Origin of the sequence: uncultured Psychroserpens sp. (assembly GCF_947494225.1) — a bacterium.
Lineage (GTDB): Bacteria > Bacteroidota > Bacteroidia > Flavobacteriales > Flavobacteriaceae > Psychroserpens.
This window is the reverse complement of record NZ_CANLUG010000003.1, coordinates 240,466-259,970: the sequence shown is the minus strand read 5'-3', so window position 1 is coordinate 259,970 and position 19,505 is coordinate 240,466. Positions and strand designations below refer to the sequence as shown.

Annotated in this window: 18 protein-coding genes; all 18 read left to right on the top strand. The window is 33.5% G+C overall.

Going from position 1 to position 19,505, the window contains the following annotated elements; translation table 11 throughout:
* The first annotated feature begins 21 nt into the window (after positions 1 to 21).
* The 18 genes from lpxD (at position 22) to hisA (ending at position 19,504) form a co-directional block, all read left to right on the top strand.
* Positions 22 to 1,050 (top strand): UDP-3-O-(3-hydroxymyristoyl)glucosamine N-acyltransferase, encoded by a 1,029-nt coding sequence (gene lpxD / locus Q0893_RS09030; protein WP_298901860.1) that lies wholly within the window; start codon positions 22 to 24, stop codon positions 1,048 to 1,050.
* On the top strand, positions 1,037 to 2,443 hold the full coding sequence (locus Q0893_RS09025) for a bifunctional UDP-3-O-[3-hydroxymyristoyl] N-acetylglucosamine deacetylase/3-hydroxyacyl-ACP dehydratase (protein WP_298901858.1): 1,407 nt from the start codon (positions 1,037 to 1,039) through the stop codon (positions 2,441 to 2,443). Before lpxD ends, Q0893_RS09025 begins: the two co-directional genes overlap by 14 nt.
* A gap of 1 nt (position 2,444) precedes the next feature.
* Positions 2,445 to 3,230: an acyl-ACP--UDP-N-acetylglucosamine O-acyltransferase gene (gene lpxA, locus Q0893_RS09020; protein WP_298901857.1), complete on the top strand. Its 786-nt coding sequence runs from the start codon at positions 2,445 to 2,447 to the stop codon at positions 3,228 to 3,230.
* Between the two features lie 81 nt (positions 3,231 to 3,311).
* The gene (efp, locus tag Q0893_RS09015; protein WP_298901855.1) at positions 3,312 to 3,878 is read left to right on the top strand and encodes an elongation factor P; all 567 of its coding nucleotides are present in this window, start codon (positions 3,312 to 3,314) and stop codon (positions 3,876 to 3,878) included.
* 3 nt (positions 3,879 to 3,881) lie between these two features.
* Entirely contained in the window at positions 3,882 to 4,817 is a 936-nt protein-coding gene (locus tag Q0893_RS09010; RefSeq protein WP_298901853.1) for a UDP-3-O-(3-hydroxymyristoyl)glucosamine N-acyltransferase, read from the top strand.
* Positions 4,818 to 5,222 carry a nuclear transport factor 2 family protein gene (locus Q0893_RS09005; protein ID WP_298901852.1) on the top strand — a complete coding sequence of 135 codons (405 nt, stop codon included), beginning with the start codon at positions 4,818 to 4,820 and terminating at the stop codon, positions 5,220 to 5,222.
* 99 nt (positions 5,223 to 5,321) lie between these two features.
* A complete protein-coding gene (gene sucD, locus Q0893_RS09000) occupies positions 5,322 to 6,194 on the top strand; it encodes a succinate--CoA ligase subunit alpha (protein ID WP_298901849.1) in 873 nt (290 codons plus the stop codon).
* A gap of 103 nt (positions 6,195 to 6,297) precedes the next feature.
* Positions 6,298 to 9,267: an insulinase family protein gene (locus Q0893_RS08995; protein WP_299274611.1), complete on the top strand. Its 2,970-nt coding sequence runs from the start codon at positions 6,298 to 6,300 to the stop codon at positions 9,265 to 9,267.
* A 120-nt stretch (positions 9,268 to 9,387) separates the two neighbouring features.
* The gene (gene fabG / locus Q0893_RS08990; protein WP_298901845.1) at positions 9,388 to 10,134 is read left to right on the top strand and encodes a 3-oxoacyl-[acyl-carrier-protein] reductase; all 747 of its coding nucleotides are present in this window, start codon (positions 9,388 to 9,390) and stop codon (positions 10,132 to 10,134) included.
* Between the two features lie 15 nt (positions 10,135 to 10,149).
* A complete protein-coding gene (locus Q0893_RS08985) occupies positions 10,150 to 12,183 on the top strand; it encodes a VWA domain-containing protein (RefSeq protein WP_299274607.1) in 2,034 nt (677 codons plus the stop codon).
* 65 nt (positions 12,184 to 12,248) lie between these two features.
* Positions 12,249 to 13,067, top strand: a complete 819-nt coding sequence (locus tag Q0893_RS08980) for a prohibitin family protein (protein ID WP_299274603.1) — start codon at positions 12,249 to 12,251, stop codon at positions 13,065 to 13,067.
* 7 nt (positions 13,068 to 13,074) lie between these two features.
* Positions 13,075 to 13,611: an SH3 domain-containing protein gene (locus tag Q0893_RS08975; RefSeq protein WP_299274600.1), complete on the top strand. Its 537-nt coding sequence runs from the start codon at positions 13,075 to 13,077 to the stop codon at positions 13,609 to 13,611.
* Positions 13,612 to 13,872: 261 nt separating this feature from the next.
* Positions 13,873 to 14,730, top strand: a complete 858-nt coding sequence (hisG, locus tag Q0893_RS08970; protein ID WP_298901836.1) for an ATP phosphoribosyltransferase — start codon at positions 13,873 to 13,875, stop codon at positions 14,728 to 14,730.
* Entirely contained in the window at positions 14,730 to 16,013 is a 1,284-nt protein-coding gene (gene hisD, locus Q0893_RS08965) for a histidinol dehydrogenase (RefSeq protein WP_299274596.1), read from the top strand. The genes hisG and hisD overlap by 1 nt, the downstream gene beginning before the upstream one ends.
* Positions 16,010 to 17,050 carry a histidinol-phosphate transaminase gene (hisC, locus tag Q0893_RS08960; protein WP_299274593.1) on the top strand — a complete coding sequence of 347 codons (1,041 nt, stop codon included), beginning with the start codon at positions 16,010 to 16,012 and terminating at the stop codon, positions 17,048 to 17,050. Before hisD ends, hisC begins: the two co-directional genes overlap by 4 nt.
* Complete coding sequence (hisB, locus tag Q0893_RS08955; RefSeq protein WP_299274590.1) at positions 17,047 to 18,180, top strand: bifunctional histidinol-phosphatase/imidazoleglycerol-phosphate dehydratase HisB; 1,134 nt, start codon at positions 17,047 to 17,049, stop codon at positions 18,178 to 18,180. Before hisC ends, hisB begins: the two co-directional genes overlap by 4 nt.
* A complete protein-coding gene (gene hisH, locus Q0893_RS08950; protein WP_298901830.1) occupies positions 18,180 to 18,761 on the top strand; it encodes an imidazole glycerol phosphate synthase subunit HisH in 582 nt (193 codons plus the stop codon). The genes hisB and hisH overlap by 1 nt, the downstream gene beginning before the upstream one ends.
* Positions 18,758 to 19,504, top strand: coding sequence for a 1-(5-phosphoribosyl)-5-[(5-phosphoribosylamino)methylideneamino]imidazole-4-carboxamide isomerase (gene hisA, locus Q0893_RS08945; RefSeq protein WP_299274586.1), 747 nt, complete (start codon positions 18,758 to 18,760; stop codon positions 19,502 to 19,504). The genes hisH and hisA overlap by 4 nt, the downstream gene beginning before the upstream one ends.
* Position 19,505 lies beyond the last annotated feature (1 nt).

Below are 19,505 nucleotides of genomic sequence, written 5' to 3'. Positions count from 1 at the left end.
ATTTTTCATATTTTTGCGAGAATGAACTTTACAGCACAACAAATAGCTGGAATTTTAGAAGGCGATATCGTAGGAGATCCTGAGGTAGAGGTTTCTAAACTTTCAAAAATTGAAGAAGGTACAGAAGGCTCTTTGACCTTTTTGGCAAACCCAAAGTATAAGTCGTATATATATTCTACTAAAGCGTCTATTACAATTGTAAATAAAACGTTTGAGCCAGAAAATGAAATTACAACAACGCTTATAAAGGTTGACGATGCCTACAAGTCTTTTTCAAAACTTTTAGAATATTATAATCAGGTAAAACTCAATAAACATGGTATTGAACAACCAACATTTATTTCAGAATCTGCTTCGCTAGGTGATGATATTTACGTTGGGGCATTTAGTTACATTGGAGATAATGTAAGTATTGGGCAAAACGTGAAAATTTTTCCAAACACTTATATAGGTGATAATGTTAGCATTGGAAATAATACTATTGTTTTTTCGGGAGCTAAAATATATTCAGAATCAATAATTGGTAACCAGTGTGTGATTAATGCAGGTGTTATTATTGGAGCTGATGGTTTTGGTTTTGTTCCAGATGAAAATGGAGAGTATAGTAAAGTGCCACAAACAGGAAATGTGATTATTGAAGATCATGTCGATGTTGGTGCAGCTACTACAATTGATAGAGCAACTTTAGGATCTACGATAATACGCCGAGGCGTAAAACTGGATAATCAAATTCAAATTGCTCATAATGTAGAAATTGGAAGAAATACAGTAATCGCAGCGCAAACCGGAATCGCGGGATCTTCTAAAATAGGGGAGAACTGCCAGATAGGTGGACAAGTTGGTATTGCAGGACATATTACTATAGGTAATAATGTAAGAGTACAGGCACAATCTGGAATTGGGAGACACGTAAAAGATAATGAGGTGCTTCAAGGTTCCCCATCCTTTACTTATGGCGATTGGAACAAATCCTATGTGTATTTTAAAAATTTACCAAAGATTGTTAAAATGATAAACGATTTAGAAAAAAAAGTAAATGGCAATAATTAAAACAGACGTTAAACAGAAAACAATAGGGAAAGAAATTTCTTTAACTGGTGTTGGTCTGCATACAGGAAAAGACGTAACATTAACGTTTTGCCCTGCTCCAGTAAATAACGGGTTCTCATTTAAGAGAGTCGATTTAGAAGGTTCACCAATTATTGAGGCTGACGCCAATTACGTTACTAATACACAACGTGGAACATGTCTGGAAAAGAATGGAGTAACAATCCAAACTTCAGAACATGTTCTTGCCGCTTTAGTAGGTTTGGATATTGATAATGCAATTATTGAACTTAATGCATCGGAGCCTCCAATTATGGATGGGTCTTCAAAATTCTTCGTTGAAGCCCTAGAAAAATCAGGCATTGTTGAACAGGATGATTTTAGAGAAGAGTATGTGGTCTCTGATGTGATTTCTTATTCTGATGAAGAATCAGGTAGTGAAGTTATTGTAATGCCTGCCAAAGAATATCAAGTGACTACAATGGTCGATTTTGGCACGAAAGTTTTAGGGACTCAAAATGCAACGCTGAATCATATCACTGATTTTAAAAATGATATTTCAGACTCTAGAACTTTTAGTTTTTTACATGAATTAGAAACATTATTGGAACACGGACTCATAAAAGGAGGTGATCTTAATAATGCAATCGTTTATGTGGATAAGGAATTATCAGCCGAAACAACAGAAAAACTTAAGATAGCATTTAATAAAGATTCGCTTTCAATAAAACCTAATGGAATCTTAGATAATTTAACACTTCATCATCCAAATGAAGCGGCTAGACATAAACTTCTTGATGTTGTTGGTGATCTCGCACTTGTAGGTACAAGAATACGAGGAAAAGTTATCGCTAATAAACCAGGGCATTTCATTAATACACAGTTCGCAAAGAAATTATCTAAGGTGATTAAAAACGAGCGTCGTAATAATGTGCCTCAAATAGATTTGAATCAGGAGCCTCTTATGAATGTCAACCAAATCATGGATATGTTACCTCATAGGCAGCCGTTTTTACTACTAGATAAGGTATTTGAGTTATCAGATTCTCATGTAATTGGAGTAAAAAATGTAACAATGAATGAAGAGTTCTTTAAAGGACACTTCCCTGGAGCTCCAGTAATGCCTGGTGTTTTAATCGTTGAAGCAATGGCTCAGACAGGAGGGATCTTAGTGTTAAGCACAGTTCCAGATCCTGAAAATTACCTAACATTCTTTATGAAAATAGATAAGGTAAAATTCAAACAAAAAGTCGTTCCTGGCGATACTTTAATCTTTAAGTGTGATTTAATTACTCCTATTCGCCGTGGTATATGCCATATGCAAGGGTACGCTTATGCCAATGGAAAACTGTGCGCCGAAGCAGAGTTGATGGCACAAATTTCAAAAGTAAAATAAAATGAACCAACCTTTAGCATACGTACATCCTGGAGCAAAAATCGCTAAGAATGTAGTTATCGAACCGTTTACAACTATTTATAGTAACGTTACCATTGGTGAGGGAACATGGATAGGAAGTAATGTAACCATTATGGAAGGTGCACGCATCGGTAAAAATTGCAATATATTCCCAGGATCTGTGATTTCTGCAGTGCCACAAGATTTAAAATATAATGATGAAGATACACTTACCATAATTGGAGATAATGTTACAATAAGAGAGTGCGTTACAATCAACAGAGGAACAACAGACAGAATGAAAACGGTCATAGGGAATAATTGCCTTATTATGGCTTATTGCCATGTTGCACACGATTGTGTTGTTGGAAATAATTGCATATTTTCTAATAATAGTACACTTGCTGGTCATATTACTGTAGGTGATTTTGTGGTGTTAGCAGGAATGACTGCAGTACACCAATTTTGTTCCATAGGAAATCATGCATTTGTAACTGGAGGTTCGTTAGTAAGAAAAGATGTACCTCCTTTTGTAAAAGCGGCTAGAGAACCTTTATCATATGTTGGTATTAATTCTGTTGGTTTAAGACGACGTGGATTTTCTACTGAAAAAATTAGAGAAATTCAAGATATTTACCGCATCTTATATCAAAAAAACTACAATAATTCTCAGGCCTCAGACTTAATTGAAGCCGAAATGCAAGCAACACCTGAAAGAGATGAAATTCTACAATTTATAAAGAATTCTCATCGTGGAATCATGAAGGGCTATTTTAAATCAAATTAAGATAGGCTTTGAAAACTAAACGATAAGTTTTAAAGTAAATAGCACTTTTAAAACAACTAATAAATTATTAAATAAAAACATATGGCAAGTACATCAGATATACGAAACGGATTATGCATTAGATATAACCATGATATCTTTAAAATTATTGAGTTTTTACACGTTAAACCAGGTAAAGGCCCTGCTTTTGTAAGAACGAAACTAAAGAGTGTCACAACAGGAAAAGTTATTGATAATACATTTTCGGCTGGACATAAAATTGAAGACGTACGTGTAGAAACTCATAAGTTTCAATACCTATATAATGATGGAGAGTTTTATCATTTTATGAATGAAGCAGATTACTCTCAAATTCGTTTACTAGAAGCTGCACTCGATAGACCAGATTTAATGAAAGAAGGTGAAATTGTAACTGTTTTAATCAATACAGAGGACGATATGCCACTTTCAGTAGATATGCCTGCCAGTGTTATTCTTGAGGTAACAGCAACTGAACCAGGTGTAAAAGGTAATACAGCTACAAATGCAACTAAACCTGCTACTGTTGAATCTGGAGCTACGGTTAATGTTCCTTTATTCATTAATGAAGGAGACAAGATTAAGGTTGAAACGGCTAAAGGAACGTATAAAGAACGTATCAAGGAATAATTAATGAAATTTCCAAAACCACATACACTTAAAGACATTGCACATTTAATAGATGCAGATTATGTTGGTGCAGACAACTTCCCTGTTTTGGGTATGAACGAAATTCACGTTGTCGAAGCTGGTGATATTGTTTTCGTTGATCATCCAAAATATTATGATAAGGCTTTAGAATCAAATGCTACTGTTGTATTAATTAATAAAAAAGTTGATTGCCCAGAAGGAAAAGCACTTTTAATTAGTGATGATCCTTTTAGAGATTTTAATAAACTAACATTACATTTCAAACCGTTTAAAAGGGCTCATGTTTCTATTTCAGAATCCGCTATTATCGGAGAGAATACAGTAATACAGCCTAATTGTTTTATAGGCAATAATGTCACCATAGGTAATAATTGTACTATTCATTCAAACGTTAGTATTTATGATGATACTGTTATTGGAAATAATGTTACTATCCATGCTGGAGCTATTTTAGGCGCGAGCGCATTTTATTATAAAAATAGACCAGAAGGCTTTGACCAACTAAAATCTGGTGGGCGCGTAGTTATAGAAGATAATGTTGATATTGGAGCACTTTGTACCATTGATAAAGGTGTAACTGCCGATACAACTATTGGTGAAGGGTCTAAATTGGATAATCAAATTCAGGTTGGACATGATACAGTTATAGGCAAGAAATGCTTAATAGCTTCTCAGGTTGGTATCGCTGGATGCGTGATTATAGAAGATGAAGTTACTATTTGGGGACAAGTGGGTATAACAAGCGGTATTACTATCGGAAAAAAAGCAGTTATTTCAGCTAAGGCGGGAGTAAGCAAATCATTGGAAGGACATAAAAGTTATTTTGGTGTACCTGCTGATGATTTTAGAAGTAAATACAAAGAGATTGCCGCCATAAGAAAGATTCCCGAAATTTTAGAAAAATTAAAAAATATATAAATGACTGCAAAGGACGTTGTTAAATCGTTTTACGAATTGGATTTGGCAAAAGCTGAAAATGCTATTGACTTAGTTCATAAGGACTGCAAACTATTATGGAATAGTACCAACGGTTTTACATCGTTAGATTATGATGGTATAAAAAAGATGCTAGAAGGTCTAAAAAAAGCCTTCTTATCATTTAATTATAGGGTGAGTCACCTCTTGGAAGATCATAATACAATTACCGCACGTTACACCATTTATGTGACGTCTATAGAAAGACCAGAAAAGGAAGATGCCTTAGCGCATTTTATTTCAATTTGGGAAGTAAAAGATGGTAAACTCTACAAAGGTTATGAAATTAGCCAATTAGCAGATGATAGTTCTGAAAGTTTAAATTCTTATGCCGAAATAAAAGTTTAAAAAGGTTTAAAAATCATATTCAAAAACTTATTTTTGCACAACGAATTTTCACATCAAAATTCTTATATAAAATAACACAAATCATATAAACAAACACAAATGAGCGTTTTAGTTAATAAAGATTCAAAAATAATTGTTCAAGGTTTTACCGGTAGTGAAGGTACTTTTCATGCAGGTCAAATGATTGAATACGGAACAAACGTAGTAGGTGGTGTAACACCAGGGAAAGGTGGTCAAACGCACTTAGATAAACCCGTATTTAACACTGTTGAAGATGCTGTTGCTAAAGTAGGAGCAGATACAACTATTATTTTTGTACCACCTGCATTTGCAGCAGATGCAATTATGGAAGCCGCAGACGCAGGTATTAAGGTGATTATTACAATTACAGAAGGTATTCCTGTCGCTGATATGATTAAAGCCTCAGATTATATCAAAGGAAAAGATTGTAGATTAGTTGGTCCTAACTGTCCTGGTGTAATTACTCCAGGGGAAGCTAAAGTTGGTATCATGCCTGGTTTTGTTTTCAAAAAAGGAAAGGTTGGAATTGTATCTAAATCTGGAACATTAACTTATGAAGCTGCAGATCAAGTTGTAAAGCAAGGCTTAGGTATTACTACAGCTATTGGAATAGGAGGAGACCCAATTATTGGAACAACCACAAAAGAAGCCGTAGAATTATTAATCAACGACCCAGAAACAGAATGTGTTGTTATGATTGGTGAAATTGGTGGTCAGTTAGAAGCAGATGCTGCTAAATGGTACCAAAATAGTGGAAGTAAGAAACCTGTTGTTGGATTTATTGCAGGTGAAACTGCACCAGCAGGTCGTACTATGGGACATGCAGGAGCAATTGTAGGTGGAAGCGATGACACTGCTCAAGCGAAAAAAGCAATTATGAGAGATTGTGGAATTCACGTTGTAGACTCTCCAGCTGAAATAGGTAAAAAGGTAGCCGAAGTTATTGGATAATGCCAATATCTTGTTAAAATAAATATAAAACTCCATCGTTATAATTCCGTTGACTGTAACTTAGTCAACGGAATTTTTTTTTAAAACTAATCTATATCGAAAAATGAAAAAGATCAAACTATGTGTTATGCTGTTTGTTATTGTACTCGCGTACAATTGTAAAACAGATAACAAAACAGATTTGGCATATGCTGTCGAATCTAAAACTGATGCAAACGGATTATCTTATGAATCTGTTGCCAACGACCCAACAGGCCTGCGCCTTTATACTTTAGACAATGGTTTAAAAGTGTATTTAAGTAAAAATGTTGACGAGCCTAAAATCCAAACCTATATTGCAGTTAGAGCTGGATCTAATTATGATCCAAAAGAGTCAACTGGATTAGCACATTATTTAGAGCATATGGTCTTTAAAGGTACCGATGAAATTGGTACTGCAGACTGGGAAAAGGAGAAAGTTTATTTAGATCAAATTTCAGAATTGTATGAACAACACAGAGCTGAAACTGATCCAGAAAAGAAGAAAGAGCTTTACAAAAAAATAGATGAAGTATCTCTAGAAGCATCTAATCATAGTATCGCAAATGAATATGATAAAATGGTAGGTTCTTTAGGAGCTACAGGAACGAACGCATATACTTGGTTCGAACAAACGGTTTATGTAAACAAAATACCAGCGAATGAATTGGAAAAATGGCTTAGCCTTGAAAGCGAACGATTTAGTCAATTAGTATTAAGATTATTTCATACAGAGTTAGAAGCTGTTTTTGAAGAATTTAATAGAGGACAAGATAATGATTTTAGAAAGCGTTATGCCGCTATGCTTGACGGATTGTTTCCTAATCATCCATATGGTCAACAAACAACTATTGGAACAGGTGAACATTTGAAAAACCCTTCAATGATTGATATTCATAACTACTTTGATAAGTATTATGTTCCTAACAATATGGCAATGATACTTGTTGGTGATATTGATTTTGATAAAACCATAAAAGAGGTTAATGATACTTTTGGGAAATTAAAGAAAAAAGAAGTTGTTCACCCAGAATTACCGAAAGAAGATCCTATCACATCTCCTGTAGTTAATGAAGTTTTCGGACCTACAGCAGAAACGGTTTCTTTGGCATTTAGAACAGATGCGGCCGGTACAGAGGAAGAGAAACTTGTAACAATGGCTGATATGATTTTAGCTAATGGTACTGCAGGTCTTATCGATTTAAATTTAAATCAGCAACAACTCGTTCAGAATGCAGGTTGTTCTCCTACCTTTTTAAAAGAGTATGGATATCATACATTCTCTGGGACGCCTAAAGAAGGACAAACCTTAGACGAAGTTAAATTGTTATTACTTGCTCAAATTGAAAAACTTAAAAATGGTGAGTTTGACGAATGGATGATGGATGCGGTTATTAATGATTTAAAACTAAGTCAAACGCAACAGTATGAAAATAACTCTGCGTTAGCAAACATGTATGTTGATGCGTTTATTAAAGAACAAGATTGGAAAGATAGAGTTGAATTCTTGGAAGATTTAAGAAAGATAACAAAACAAGAATTAGTAGATTTTGCTAAGTCTTTTTATAAAGACAATTATGTAATTACGTATAAGAGACAAGGTGAAGATACATCTATTGTTAAGGTTGAAAATCCTGGAATTACACCTGTTAAGTTAAATAGAGATAAGAGTTCAGAGTACTTAACAAGTTTTAATGCATTAGAATCTAAACCTTTACAGCCAAAATTTATTGATTATAAAGAAGCTATAAAGGAAACAAAAACAGATAATGGTATTAAAGTATCTTATATAAATAACGAGCAAAATGACCTATTTAACATGAATATCATTTTCGATATGGGAAGTGATAACGATAAAAAATTAGGTCTTGCCGCTGGATATATGGAATACCTTGGAACAGATAAATATTCTGCTGAAGAACTTAAAAAGGAATTTTACAAATTAGGTGTTAACTATTATGTAAGCGCAGGACCAGAAACCACGTATGTTGGATTGAGTGGTATCAAAGAAAACTTACCTAAAGGTTTAGAACTATTAGAACACCTTTGGAATAACGCTGTGCCAGATCAAGAGGCTTATGATAAGTATGTCGAGTCTATAGCTAAAGGTCGAAAGGATAACAAAACCCAAAAAGGAAGTATCCTTTGGGGAGGATTGATGAATTATGGCAAGTATGGTGAAAACTCGCGATTAAGAAATATTTTTCAAATAAATGAACTTAATGAAATGAATCCAGCTGAGTTGGTTGAAATTGTAAAAGGAATGAAAGACTATGAGCAACGTGTATTTTATTACGGTAAAGATGTTGACGCAGCTGTAGCCGCTTTAAATGAAAATCACATCGTTGCAGATGAGTTAAATGCTTACCCAGAAGCTATGGCTTATTTAGAAAAAGAAACAGGAGGAAATGTATACTTTGTCGATTTCGATATGGTACAATCTGAAATGTTATTCCTTGCAAAAGGAGATCCTTTTAAAGCTGAAAACATGGCGGCTTCTACATTGTTTAATACTTATTTTGGAAGCGGATTGTCTTCAATTGTATTTCAGGAGATTAGAGAATCTAAATCTTTAGCTTACTCGGCGTTCTCTAGTTATAGCAACGCAAATAAACAAGACGATTCTAATTACATTATGGCTTATATTGGAACACAAGCCAATAAAATGCCTCAGGCTGTTGATGCCATGATGGAATTAATGACCAACATGCCTGAAGCTGAAGAACAATTCAATGCAGCTAAAGAATCTACACTTAAGAAGTTAGCCGCTCAACGTATCACAAAATCAAATGTCTTTTGGAGTTATGAACGCCTAAAGAAGTTAGGAATTGATAATGATAATAGAGAGGAAATCTACAATACAATTAAAAATATGACAATGGATGATCTTCGTGATTTTTTCAATAAAAATATCAAGGGAGAACATTACAATGTTATGGTTATAGGAAATAAAAAAGATATCGATTTTGATGCCCTAAGTAAATTAGGTAAGGTTCATGAAATGGATATAGATTATTTATTTAATTATGAACAACCTGAAGAATTAAAAATGTAATTCTAAAGCATTTTATATTGTTAAAAACCTCACAAGATTTTGTGAGGTTTTTTTATTTCTTGCAACTTGTATTTGTTATATTTGGTTACTACTTTATAACTAACCAAAAAATAGTATCAAATGAAATTATTAGAAGGAAAAACTGCAATAATTACAGGCGCTAGCCGAGGAATTGGTAAAGGTATAGCCGAAGTTTTCGCACAACATGGCGCTAACGTTGCATTTACATATAGCTCTTCTGTTGAAGCAGCTAATGCTTTAGAGAAAGAGCTAAATACACAGGGTATAAAAGCTAAAGGATATCAGAGCAACGCTGCCAATTTTGAAGATGCTCAAAAACTAGCAGAGGAGGTTTTAACCGAATTTGGAAGTATTGACATTTTAGTCAACAATGCAGGTATCACAAAAGATAACCTCCTTATGAGAATGGGAGAGGAAGATTTTGATAAAGTGATAGAAGTGAACCTGAAATCTGTATTTAATATGACTAAAGCTGTGCAGCGAACCATGTTAAAACAACGTAAAGGCTCAATTATTAATATGAGTTCTGTTGTTGGTGTTAAAGGTAATGCTGGACAAACCAATTATGCGGCTTCTAAGGCTGGTATTATAGGCTTTTCAAAATCCGTGGCTTTAGAATTGGGTTCGAGAAACATTAGAAGTAATGTTATCGCTCCAGGTTTTATTGAAACTGAAATGACGGCAAAGTTAGATGAAGATACAGTGAAAGGATGGAGGGCTGCAATTCCGTTAAAAAGAGGTGGAAGCCCAGAAGATATTGCCAATGCTTGTGTGTTTTTAGCAAGTGACATGAGTGCATATGTTACAGGTCAGACGCTTAATGTTGATGGTGGAATGCTAACATAATAGATAAGGTATTAATTGCAAACGGAAACAATAACATATATTATTATATCTGGAATTATAGCGCTATTACTAGCGCTTTTTCAGTATGCTTATAAATCGAAAATTAAAGGTCTCAGATCTTGGTTGTTGTCAGCCCTTAGGTTTGTGACGCTGTTTTCAATTTTTATGTTACTTATCAATCCGAAATTTGATAAAATCACATATTTTAATGAAAAACCAAATCTGGTCGTTGCCATTGATAATTCTGAGTCTATAGACTATCTTAATCAATCTCAAAATTCGACCGATTTTATAAATGCTTTAAAGGCCAATGAAGCACTCAATTCTAATTTTAATCTAGAGTTCTATAGCTTCGGAAAAGAGATTCATCAAGCAGATTCACTTTTATTTGACGAGAAACAATCAAATATGGCATTGGTTTTTAAACGTTTGGCAGAAGTATACAATAATTCTATTGCTCCAACACTTCTTATTTCTGATGGTAATCAAACCTACGGCAATGATTATGCCTATGCAACTAAACGTTATAAGCAACCAGTTTTTCCGATTATTTTGGGAGATACAACGACATATACTGATGTGAAAATTCAGCAACTAAATGTTAATCGTTATGCTTATCTCAAAAACAAATTTCCTGTTGAAGTTATTGCAACATACAATGGTAATTCTCCTGTTAATACACAACTTAGAATAACGTCTGGAACTACAACTGTATTTTCTCAACCCATAAGTTTTAGTAAATCTGAAACTTCTCGAATTGTGAATTTAACACTTCCAGCCAACAGCGTTGGTGTTACAAGTTATAGAGCACAAGTTGTTCCCTTAGACAATGAGAAGAATACTATTAATAATGTCAAAAATTTTGCTGTCGAAGTTATTGATCAAAAAACAAATGTGGCTATTGTATCGGATATATTACACCCAGATTTAGGGGCTTTGAAAAAATCGATAGAGAGTAACGAACAACGAAAAGCTGAAATCTTATCTACAACTGAATTTTTAAGCGCGTCTGGCGATTTTCAATTGGTTATTGTGTACCAGCCTACAAATAATTTTAGGGCATTATTTAAAGAAATTGATCGCTTAAAATTAAATAAAATTGTTATTGCTGGTACTAAAACAAATTGGTCGCTTTTAAACCAGCTACAATCAAATTATAAACAACAACTCACCAATCAAATTGAAGAATATCAACCAAGTTTAAATCAGAATTATGCCACATTTATAGTTGATAATTTAAACTTTAGCGAATTTCCGCCATTAACTGCAGAGTTCGGTGAAACAACATTTAGCGTACCTTTTGAAACCATTTTATATAAGACCATTAATGGTACGGAAATAGATGAACCTTTATTCGCAACGTTTGAAATTAATGATAGACGCGAGGCACTTATTCTAGGGGAAGGTATTTGGAGATGGAGAGCCCAAGCATTTTTAAATGAAGACTCGTTTAATACTTTTGATAATTTCATTGGTAAATTGGTACAGTATCTAAGTACTAATAAGCGTCGTACACGTTTAAACGTAAATTACGAATCGTTTTATAACGGTAATGATAACGTGAAGATTGCCGCTCAATTCTTTAATAAAAATTATGAATTTGAAGATAATGCCAATTTAAATATCACTTTAAAAAATAAAGATACAGATGAAACACAATCGTTTCCGTTTGTATTGAAAAACACAAATTATGAAGTCGATTTAAGTGGTCTTGATGCTGGAAATTATTCGTTCACAGTTAAAGTGAATAACGAAAATATATCAAAATCGGGAGAGCTTAAGATATTGGATTATAATGTTGAGCAACAGTTTTTAAATGCCAATGTATCCAAACTTCAAAGTTTGGCCGAAACCAGTAATGGAACATCATATTTTATTGATAATACAAACGCTGTAATCAACAACCTATTAAATGATTCGAGATTTGCAACGATTCAAAAAAGCACCAAAAAAGTTGTACCTTTGATTGATTGGAAATATCTTCTTGCTCTAATCATATTGAGCCTTAGTGCCGAGTGGTTTATAAGGAAATATAACGGACTTATATAATTAAGTACGATTTTTAAAATACCTTTACAAATCATAATTAACTAAAAATTAAACATAAATAAATCATGGAAAAATTACCAAAAATTGCACTACCAATTGTTTTTGTAGTAGTCGTATTAATCATATTATTAGTAAAATCTGCGGTTACAATAGGTTCTGGAGAACGTGGTGTTCTTTATGAAACCCTAGGTGATGGTGTAGTTACAGACGAAGCTCCTTTAGATGAAGGGTTTCACATTATTGCGCCTTGGAATAAGGTTTTTGTTTACAATGTAAGACAGCAAGAATTGTTTGAAAGAGAAATGTCAGTTTTATCATCTAATGGTTTAGAAATTAAACTAGATGCTTCTGTATTATATCAAGCAACAACTGCATCTGTTGCTAAACTTCACCAAACAAGAGGTGAAGATTATTTACAAAGTGTGATTATACCTGCAATCCGTTCTGCGACGAGAAGTGTTGTTGGTCGATATACACCAGAGCAGTTATACTCAACAAAGCGTGACGCTATTCAAAATGAGATCTTTGAAGAAACCAAAAAGATTTTGGAACCTCAGTTTATTCAATTAAATTCAGTTTTAGTGCGTGATGTGACATTGCCACCTACAATTAAACAAGCGATTGAACGTAAACTGAAACAAGAACAAGAATCATTAGAATACGAATTTAGGTTAGTAACAGCAGATAAAGAAGCACAAAAGCAGATTATTGAAGCCAAAGGTAAGGCCGAAGCTAATAGAATCTTAAGCGCATCTCTAACAGATAAAATCCTTCAGGATAAGGGTATTGAAGCAACAATTAAATTATCCGAATCTCCAAATAGTAAGATTATCGTTATAGGCTCTGGAGATTCTGGGATGCCAATAATTTTAGGAAATCAATAAACTATAAATGAAAACAGTTCTTATTTCTATATTATGTTGTTTTAGTTTGCTCTTTACAGGTGAATCTTATGCTGAGCGATCTAATTATGTAGAATGCTATTATAATAAGGATGTTAAAAAACCGCTACTTATTTATGATGATATAAATGGTAAAGTAGTAGACTCATTATATAATATTAATGATAAAAACGCATGGTATAAACTAACAATTCTAAATAGTGACTATGGCTGGTTTAAGATTAAAAACATTAGCCGTTTACCATCATCAAAAAAGCAATACAACTATGAAAACTATTGGGTGAAAAATGTAAACTTCTTAATAGATGTTGATAATTATGATGAAACGCATCAAGTGTATATTTATGATTTACCCTCGTTGAATTCAAATAAAATTCATAGACTCGACAATTTTCAAAAGGTAAATGTTATCGAGGTTGATGGATTATGGGCTAAGGTAAAATTTGGAGTAGGTAAAAAGCAAGTAACAGGATGGTTAGGCTATAAAGACCAATGCGGATTACCTTGGACAACCTGTCCGAAATAAGTTTAATATTAAATAAATCATAATAATTTAAAAAGGATTTGGAATTTTAGAATAAAATTTGCAACCTTTGTTCAAACAAAAGAAAACATGACTTTTATTCAATTACATCATCATCATTTTCATTCTGGCACTCAAGCGAGCTGAAAATGTATTGAATAAAATCAAGATATTAAGAAAACCGTTTGAGTAAATCAAACGGTTTTTTTTTAGTGCTATGCTTTAGGTACCCGAAACGATTTACTCAAACAAAAACAAACCAAAATGAGTAAATTAAAAATTGCAATTCAAAAATCGGGAAGACTTCACGACAACTCAATGCAGCTTTTGAAAGATGTTGGTATCGCTATAGATAATGGCAGAGATCAATTAAAAGTTTCAGCAAAAAACTTTCCACTAGAAGTCTTTTATCTCAGAAATGGAGACATTCCTCAATATTTAAGAGATGGCATTGTAGATGCCGCTATCATTGGAGAAAATCTTCTTGTTGAAAAAGGAAATGACATTTCCATATTAGAAAAACTGGGGTTTTCTTCTTGTAAGGTATCAATCGCAGTACCCAAATCAAACCACTATAATTCTATATCAGATCTAGAAGGTAAGCGTATAGCAACATCATATCCCAATACTGTCAATACCTTTTTAAAAGATAATAATGTTAATGCTAAACTTCATATTATAAACGGCTCTGTTGAGATTGCACCAAACATTGGATTGGCAGATGCTATAGTAGATATCGTTTCTAGTGGCAGCACTTTATTTAAGAACGGATTAAAAGAAGTTGATGTATTATTAAAATCTGAGGCTGTACTTGGAGTATCGCCTTTAATTTCTTCGGAAAGTCAAATTATACTAGACAAACTCCAATTTCGTTTGCAATCTGTTTTAAAAGGACGCCAAAATAAATATGTACTACTCAATGCACCTAATGAAAAATTAGATGCTATTATTGATATGTTACCAGGCATGAATAGTCCAACTATTTTACCACTGGCTCAAGAGGGTTGGAGTTCGTTACATTCTGTAATTAATAAATACGAATTTTGGGATGTTATAGATGAGTTGAAGTTAAATGGAGCAGAGGGAATCTTAGTATGTTCAATTGAAAACATGGTATTGTAATGGAAACGATAATAAACCCAAATAGAGAAGATTGGTCTAAGATTTTAGAACGTCCTACCCAAACAGTCGATAACATTGAGAGTACAGTTGTTAATATTTTTAATGATGTAAAACGGCATGGTGATACAGCTATATTAAAGTATACAGCATTATTTGACGGATCAACTTTAAATACAGCCATAGTGTCTAAAGATGAAATAATGACTGCATCAGAATATATAGATGAAGATTTAAAAGCAGCCATTAAAACGGCTAAGGACAATATCACCTCTTTTCATAGTGCACAAGTAACTAGTCCTGTAGCATTACAAACAACCAAGGGCGTTGATTGTTGGTTAGAGAAACGAGCTATTCAAAAAATTGGTCTTTATATTCCTAGTGGAACTGCACCATTGTTTTCTACGGTTTTAATGCTAGCAATACCTGCTCAAATCGCTGGTTGTAAGGAGGTTGTTTTATGTTCACCTCCAAACGCCGAGGGAAAAATAGCTAATGAAATTTTGTATGCGGCGCAGCTTTGTGGTGTTACTAAAATTATTAAGGTTGGAGGAATTCAAGCGATTGCAGGCTTAACATTTGGTACCAAAGAAATTCCAAAGGTTTATAAGATTTTTGGTCCAGGGAATCAATTTGTAACCGTTGCCAAACAATTAGCAACCAAATACGGAGTGGCTATTGATATGCCGGCAGGACCAAGCGAATTATTAGTTGTGGCAGATGATACAGCTAAAGCTAATTATGTGGCCTCAGATTTATTAAGTCAGGCAGAGCATGGTCCAGATAGTCAAGTTATTCTCATTTCCACTTCAAAAGGTTTTATAGCAAAAGTTCAGTTTGAAATATCGAAGCAAATCACTCTTCTTCCAAGGTTTGATATAGCTCAGAAAGCTATCAATAATTCGAAATTTATTTGGGTTGAAACCAATGACATTGCTTTGGATATTATTAATGAATATGCTCCAGAACATTTTATTATCTGTACAAAAGATGAGGATTTCTTTATTGAAAATATTGAAAATGCTGGTTCAGTATTTATAGGAAACTACACACCTGAAAGTGCAGGAGATTATGCTTCAGGAACAAATCATACACTGCCAACCAATGGATTTTGCAAAGCTTATTCTGGAGTAAATCTAGACAGCTTTACAAAAAGCATAACGTTTCAGAAAATATCAAAAGAAGGAATTATAAACATTGGAAATACTATAGAACTTATGGCAGATGCCGAAGGTTTACAAGCCCACAAAAATGCAGTATCCATAAGATTAAACGATTTGAAATGAAACCAATAGATAACTTAATAAGAGCTAATATTAAAATTATAAAACCCTATGCTTCGGCTAGAGATGAATATAAAAGTACTTCAGATGACCTTGTTTTTTTGGATGCCAACGAAAATCCATTTGACAATGGCGTTAATCGTTACCCAGACCCACAACAATCTGAATTAAAAAGTACGTTATCTGATATTAAAAATATCCCTTCAGAATGTATGCTTTTAGGAAATGGGAGTGATGAAGTTTTAGATTTAATATTTAGAGTGTTTTGCGAACCAAATACAGACAATGTTATAACACTACCTCCAACATATGGCATGTACGAAGTCTTAGCAAATATGAACGCCATTGAACTATTAAAAGTTCCGTTAAATGATCAGTTTCAGCCAAACATTAACGCTATTTTGAATGCCATAAATTCTCGTACAAAGTTGATCTTTCTGTGTACTCCAAATAACCCAACAGCAAATAGTTTTACTTCAAAATCTATAGAAAGAGTATTGCGTGATTTTGAAGGTATAGTTGTTATCGATGAAGCATATATAGACTTTACAGAAAAAAAGAGTTGGTCGAATCGCTTAGATGAATTTCCAAATTTGATAGTGATTCAAACCTTGTCTAAGGCTTATGGTTTGGCTGGGATTAGATTGGGTATTTGCTATGCGTCGTCTTATATCATTTCTGTAATTAATAAAATAAAACCACCATATAATATTAATAAACTAACTCAGCAAAAGGCATTAGAGTGTTTACTGGATCAAAAGCGCTTGTCCTTAGAAATTAAGGAAATTTTAAACCAACGAAGTCGATTGTTGCAAGTTTTAGAGCATATCTCATTTGTTGATGTTGTGTATCCCTCTGATGCTAATTTCATTTTAGTAAAAGTCGATGATGCAACCAAGCGATACAATCAACTTATTGCTAGTGGTATTGTGGTAAGAAATAGAACGAACTTGCCTGGTTGCTACAATTGCCTGCGACTAACTATAGGTTCGGAAATGGAAAATTCTAAACTAATTTCAATTTTAAAACAAATCCAATGAAACGTGTATTATTTATAGATAGAGACGGAACCATTATTAAAGAACCATCAGATGAACAAATAGATTCATTTGATAAACTTGAGTTCTATCCAAAAGTATTTCAATACTTAGGGAAAATTGCTAAAGAATTAAACTTTGATATTGTTATGATTACCAATCAGGATGGATTAGGTACTTCTGTATATCCTGAAGATACATTTTGGCCAGTACATAATTTTGTGATAAACTCATTTAAAGCAGAAGGCATTGAGTTTAAGGAACAATATATTGATCGCACATTTGCCAATGATAATGCGCCAACACGGAAACCTAATACTGGTTTATTAACTAAGTATTTTTCATCAGATTATGATTTAACTAATTCTTATGTAATTGGCGATCGTTTGACCGATGTTGAGCTGGCTAAGAACTTAGGTGCAAAAGGGATTTATATTAATGATGATACCAATTTGGGAACCAATGAAATAACCGTTAAACATGAAATTCTAAATGAATTTATTGCTTTGGAAAGTAACGATTGGGAAGCGATATATAATTTTCTAAAAACAGAAGATAGAACAGGTTCTATTATAAGGAATACTAATGAAACAAAGATTAAAATTGATTTGAATTTAGATGGAAATGGACAAAGTAATGTATCTACTGGAATTGCATTTTTTGATCATATGCTCGATCAAATAGCGCGTCATGGTCAATTGGATTTGGCTATTGATGTTACAGGTGACTTAGATGTTGACGAACACCATACCATAGAAGATACTGCCATTGCATTAGGCGAGGTGTTTGCTGCAACACTAGGTAATAAACTTGGAATAGAACGTTACGGATTTACATTACCAATGGACGATTGTTTGGCTCAAGTAGCGATTGATTTTGGAGGTAGAAACTGGTTGGTTTGGGAGGCCGAGTTTAATCGTGAAATGATTGGAAAAATGCCAACCGAAATGTTCTTTCACTTTTTTAAATCATTTACTGATGGTGCGAAATGTAACTTGAATGTTAAAGCAGAAGGCACCAATGAACACCATAAGATTGAAGCAATTTTTAAGGCGTTTGCGAAAGCAATTAAAATGGCAGTTAAACGTGATATGGACCGAATGATCTTACCATCAACAAAAGGAGTATTATAATGAATGTAGTGATTGTCGATTATGGAGCAGGTAATATAAAAAGCATTCAGTTTGCTTTTAAGAGACTTGGTATTGATGCGAAACTTTCTAATCATGTCGAATGTATAACCAAAGCAGATAGAGTTATTTTTCCTGGTGTAGGAGAAGCGAGTTCTGCTATGGCAATGCTTGAGCAAAGCGGTTTAGATACATTAATTCCTCAATTAAAACAACCTGTGTTGGGAATTTGCTTAGGGATGCAATTAATGTGTAATGCATCTGAAGAAGGATATACTGATGGAATGGGAATTTTTGATGTGAACGTGAAACGTTTTTCTAATGATGTGAAAGTACCTCAAATGGGTTGGAATACTATTGATAATTTAAAGTCGGATTTGTTTAGGAATATTAGAGAACATGAATTTATGTACCTTATACATAGTTTCTATGCCGAAATGAATGATCAATGCATTGCAACTTCTACCTATGGGATGAATTATGCATCGGCTTTAAGAAAAGATAATTTTTATGGTGTGCAATTTCACCCAGAGAAAAGCAGTTTAGCAGGAGAACAATTATTAAAAAACTTTTTAGAATTATGAGAATTATACCAGCAATTGATATCATAGATGGTAAATGTGTACGCCTCACTAAAGGCGATTATCAGTCTAAAAAGATTTATAATGAAAACCCGCTTGAGGTTGCCAAAGAGTTTGAGTCTTATGGAATTCAGTATTTACATTTAGTAGATCTAGATGGCGCCAAAGCCAGTCATATTGTAAACTATAAAATTTTAGAACAAATAGCGTCTAAAACAAAACTGAAAATTGATTTTGGTGGTGGTTTAAAAACTAACGAGGATTTGCACATTGCATTTAATTCGGGTGCTAGACAAATTACTGGAGGCAGTATTGCCATTAAAAACCCTGAACTTTTTAAGGGATGGATTTCTAAATATGGAAGTACCAGAATTATTTTAGGAGCCGATTGCATGAACGAAAACATAGCGGTTAGTGGCTGGACCGAATCCAGTAATCAAAATGTTATCCCGTTTATTAATAACTATGTAAAAGAGGGCATTGACTATATTATTTGTACAGATATAGCCAAAGATGGAATGCTTGATGGACCTTCATTTGATCTTTATAGGCGTATTTTAAATCAGGGAGAAACAAAAATGGATAGCACAAGGTCTTCTAAAAACGTAAAATTAATTGCTTCTGGAGGTGTAACTTCAATTTCAGATTTGAATGCTTTAGAGGATTTAGGCTGTGAAGCTGCTATTATTGGTAAAGCGATTTATGAAGGACATATTTTGCTAAGAGATTTAGAAACACATTTATAAA

Coding starts and splice junctions, on each gene's coding strand:
- lpxD (WP_298901860.1), top strand. CDS start 22: ATGAACTTTACAGCACAACAAATAGCTGGAATTTTAGAAGGCGATATC.
- Q0893_RS09025 (WP_298901858.1), top strand. CDS start 1,037: ATGGCAATAATTAAAACAGACGTTAAACAGAAAACAATAGGGAAAGAA.
- lpxA (WP_298901857.1), top strand. CDS start 2,445: ATGAACCAACCTTTAGCATACGTACATCCTGGAGCAAAAATCGCTAAG.
- efp (WP_298901855.1), top strand. CDS start 3,312: ATGGCAAGTACATCAGATATACGAAACGGATTATGCATTAGATATAAC.
- Q0893_RS09010 (WP_298901853.1), top strand. CDS start 3,882: ATGAAATTTCCAAAACCACATACACTTAAAGACATTGCACATTTAATA.
- Q0893_RS09005 (WP_298901852.1), top strand. CDS start 4,818: ATGACTGCAAAGGACGTTGTTAAATCGTTTTACGAATTGGATTTGGCA.
- sucD (WP_298901849.1), top strand. CDS start 5,322: ATGAGCGTTTTAGTTAATAAAGATTCAAAAATAATTGTTCAAGGTTTT.
- Q0893_RS08995 (WP_299274611.1), top strand. CDS start 6,298: ATGAAAAAGATCAAACTATGTGTTATGCTGTTTGTTATTGTACTCGCG.
- fabG (WP_298901845.1), top strand. CDS start 9,388: ATGAAATTATTAGAAGGAAAAACTGCAATAATTACAGGCGCTAGCCGA.
- Q0893_RS08980 (WP_299274603.1), top strand. CDS start 12,249: ATGGAAAAATTACCAAAAATTGCACTACCAATTGTTTTTGTAGTAGTC.
- Q0893_RS08975 (WP_299274600.1), top strand. CDS start 13,075: ATGAAAACAGTTCTTATTTCTATATTATGTTGTTTTAGTTTGCTCTTT.
- hisG (WP_298901836.1), top strand. CDS start 13,873: ATGAGTAAATTAAAAATTGCAATTCAAAAATCGGGAAGACTTCACGAC.
- hisD (WP_299274596.1), top strand. CDS start 14,730: ATGGAAACGATAATAAACCCAAATAGAGAAGATTGGTCTAAGATTTTA.
- hisC (WP_299274593.1), top strand. CDS start 16,010: ATGAAACCAATAGATAACTTAATAAGAGCTAATATTAAAATTATAAAA.
- hisB (WP_299274590.1), top strand. CDS start 17,047: ATGAAACGTGTATTATTTATAGATAGAGACGGAACCATTATTAAAGAA.
- hisH (WP_298901830.1), top strand. CDS start 18,180: ATGAATGTAGTGATTGTCGATTATGGAGCAGGTAATATAAAAAGCATT.
- hisA (WP_299274586.1), top strand. CDS start 18,758: ATGAGAATTATACCAGCAATTGATATCATAGATGGTAAATGTGTACGC.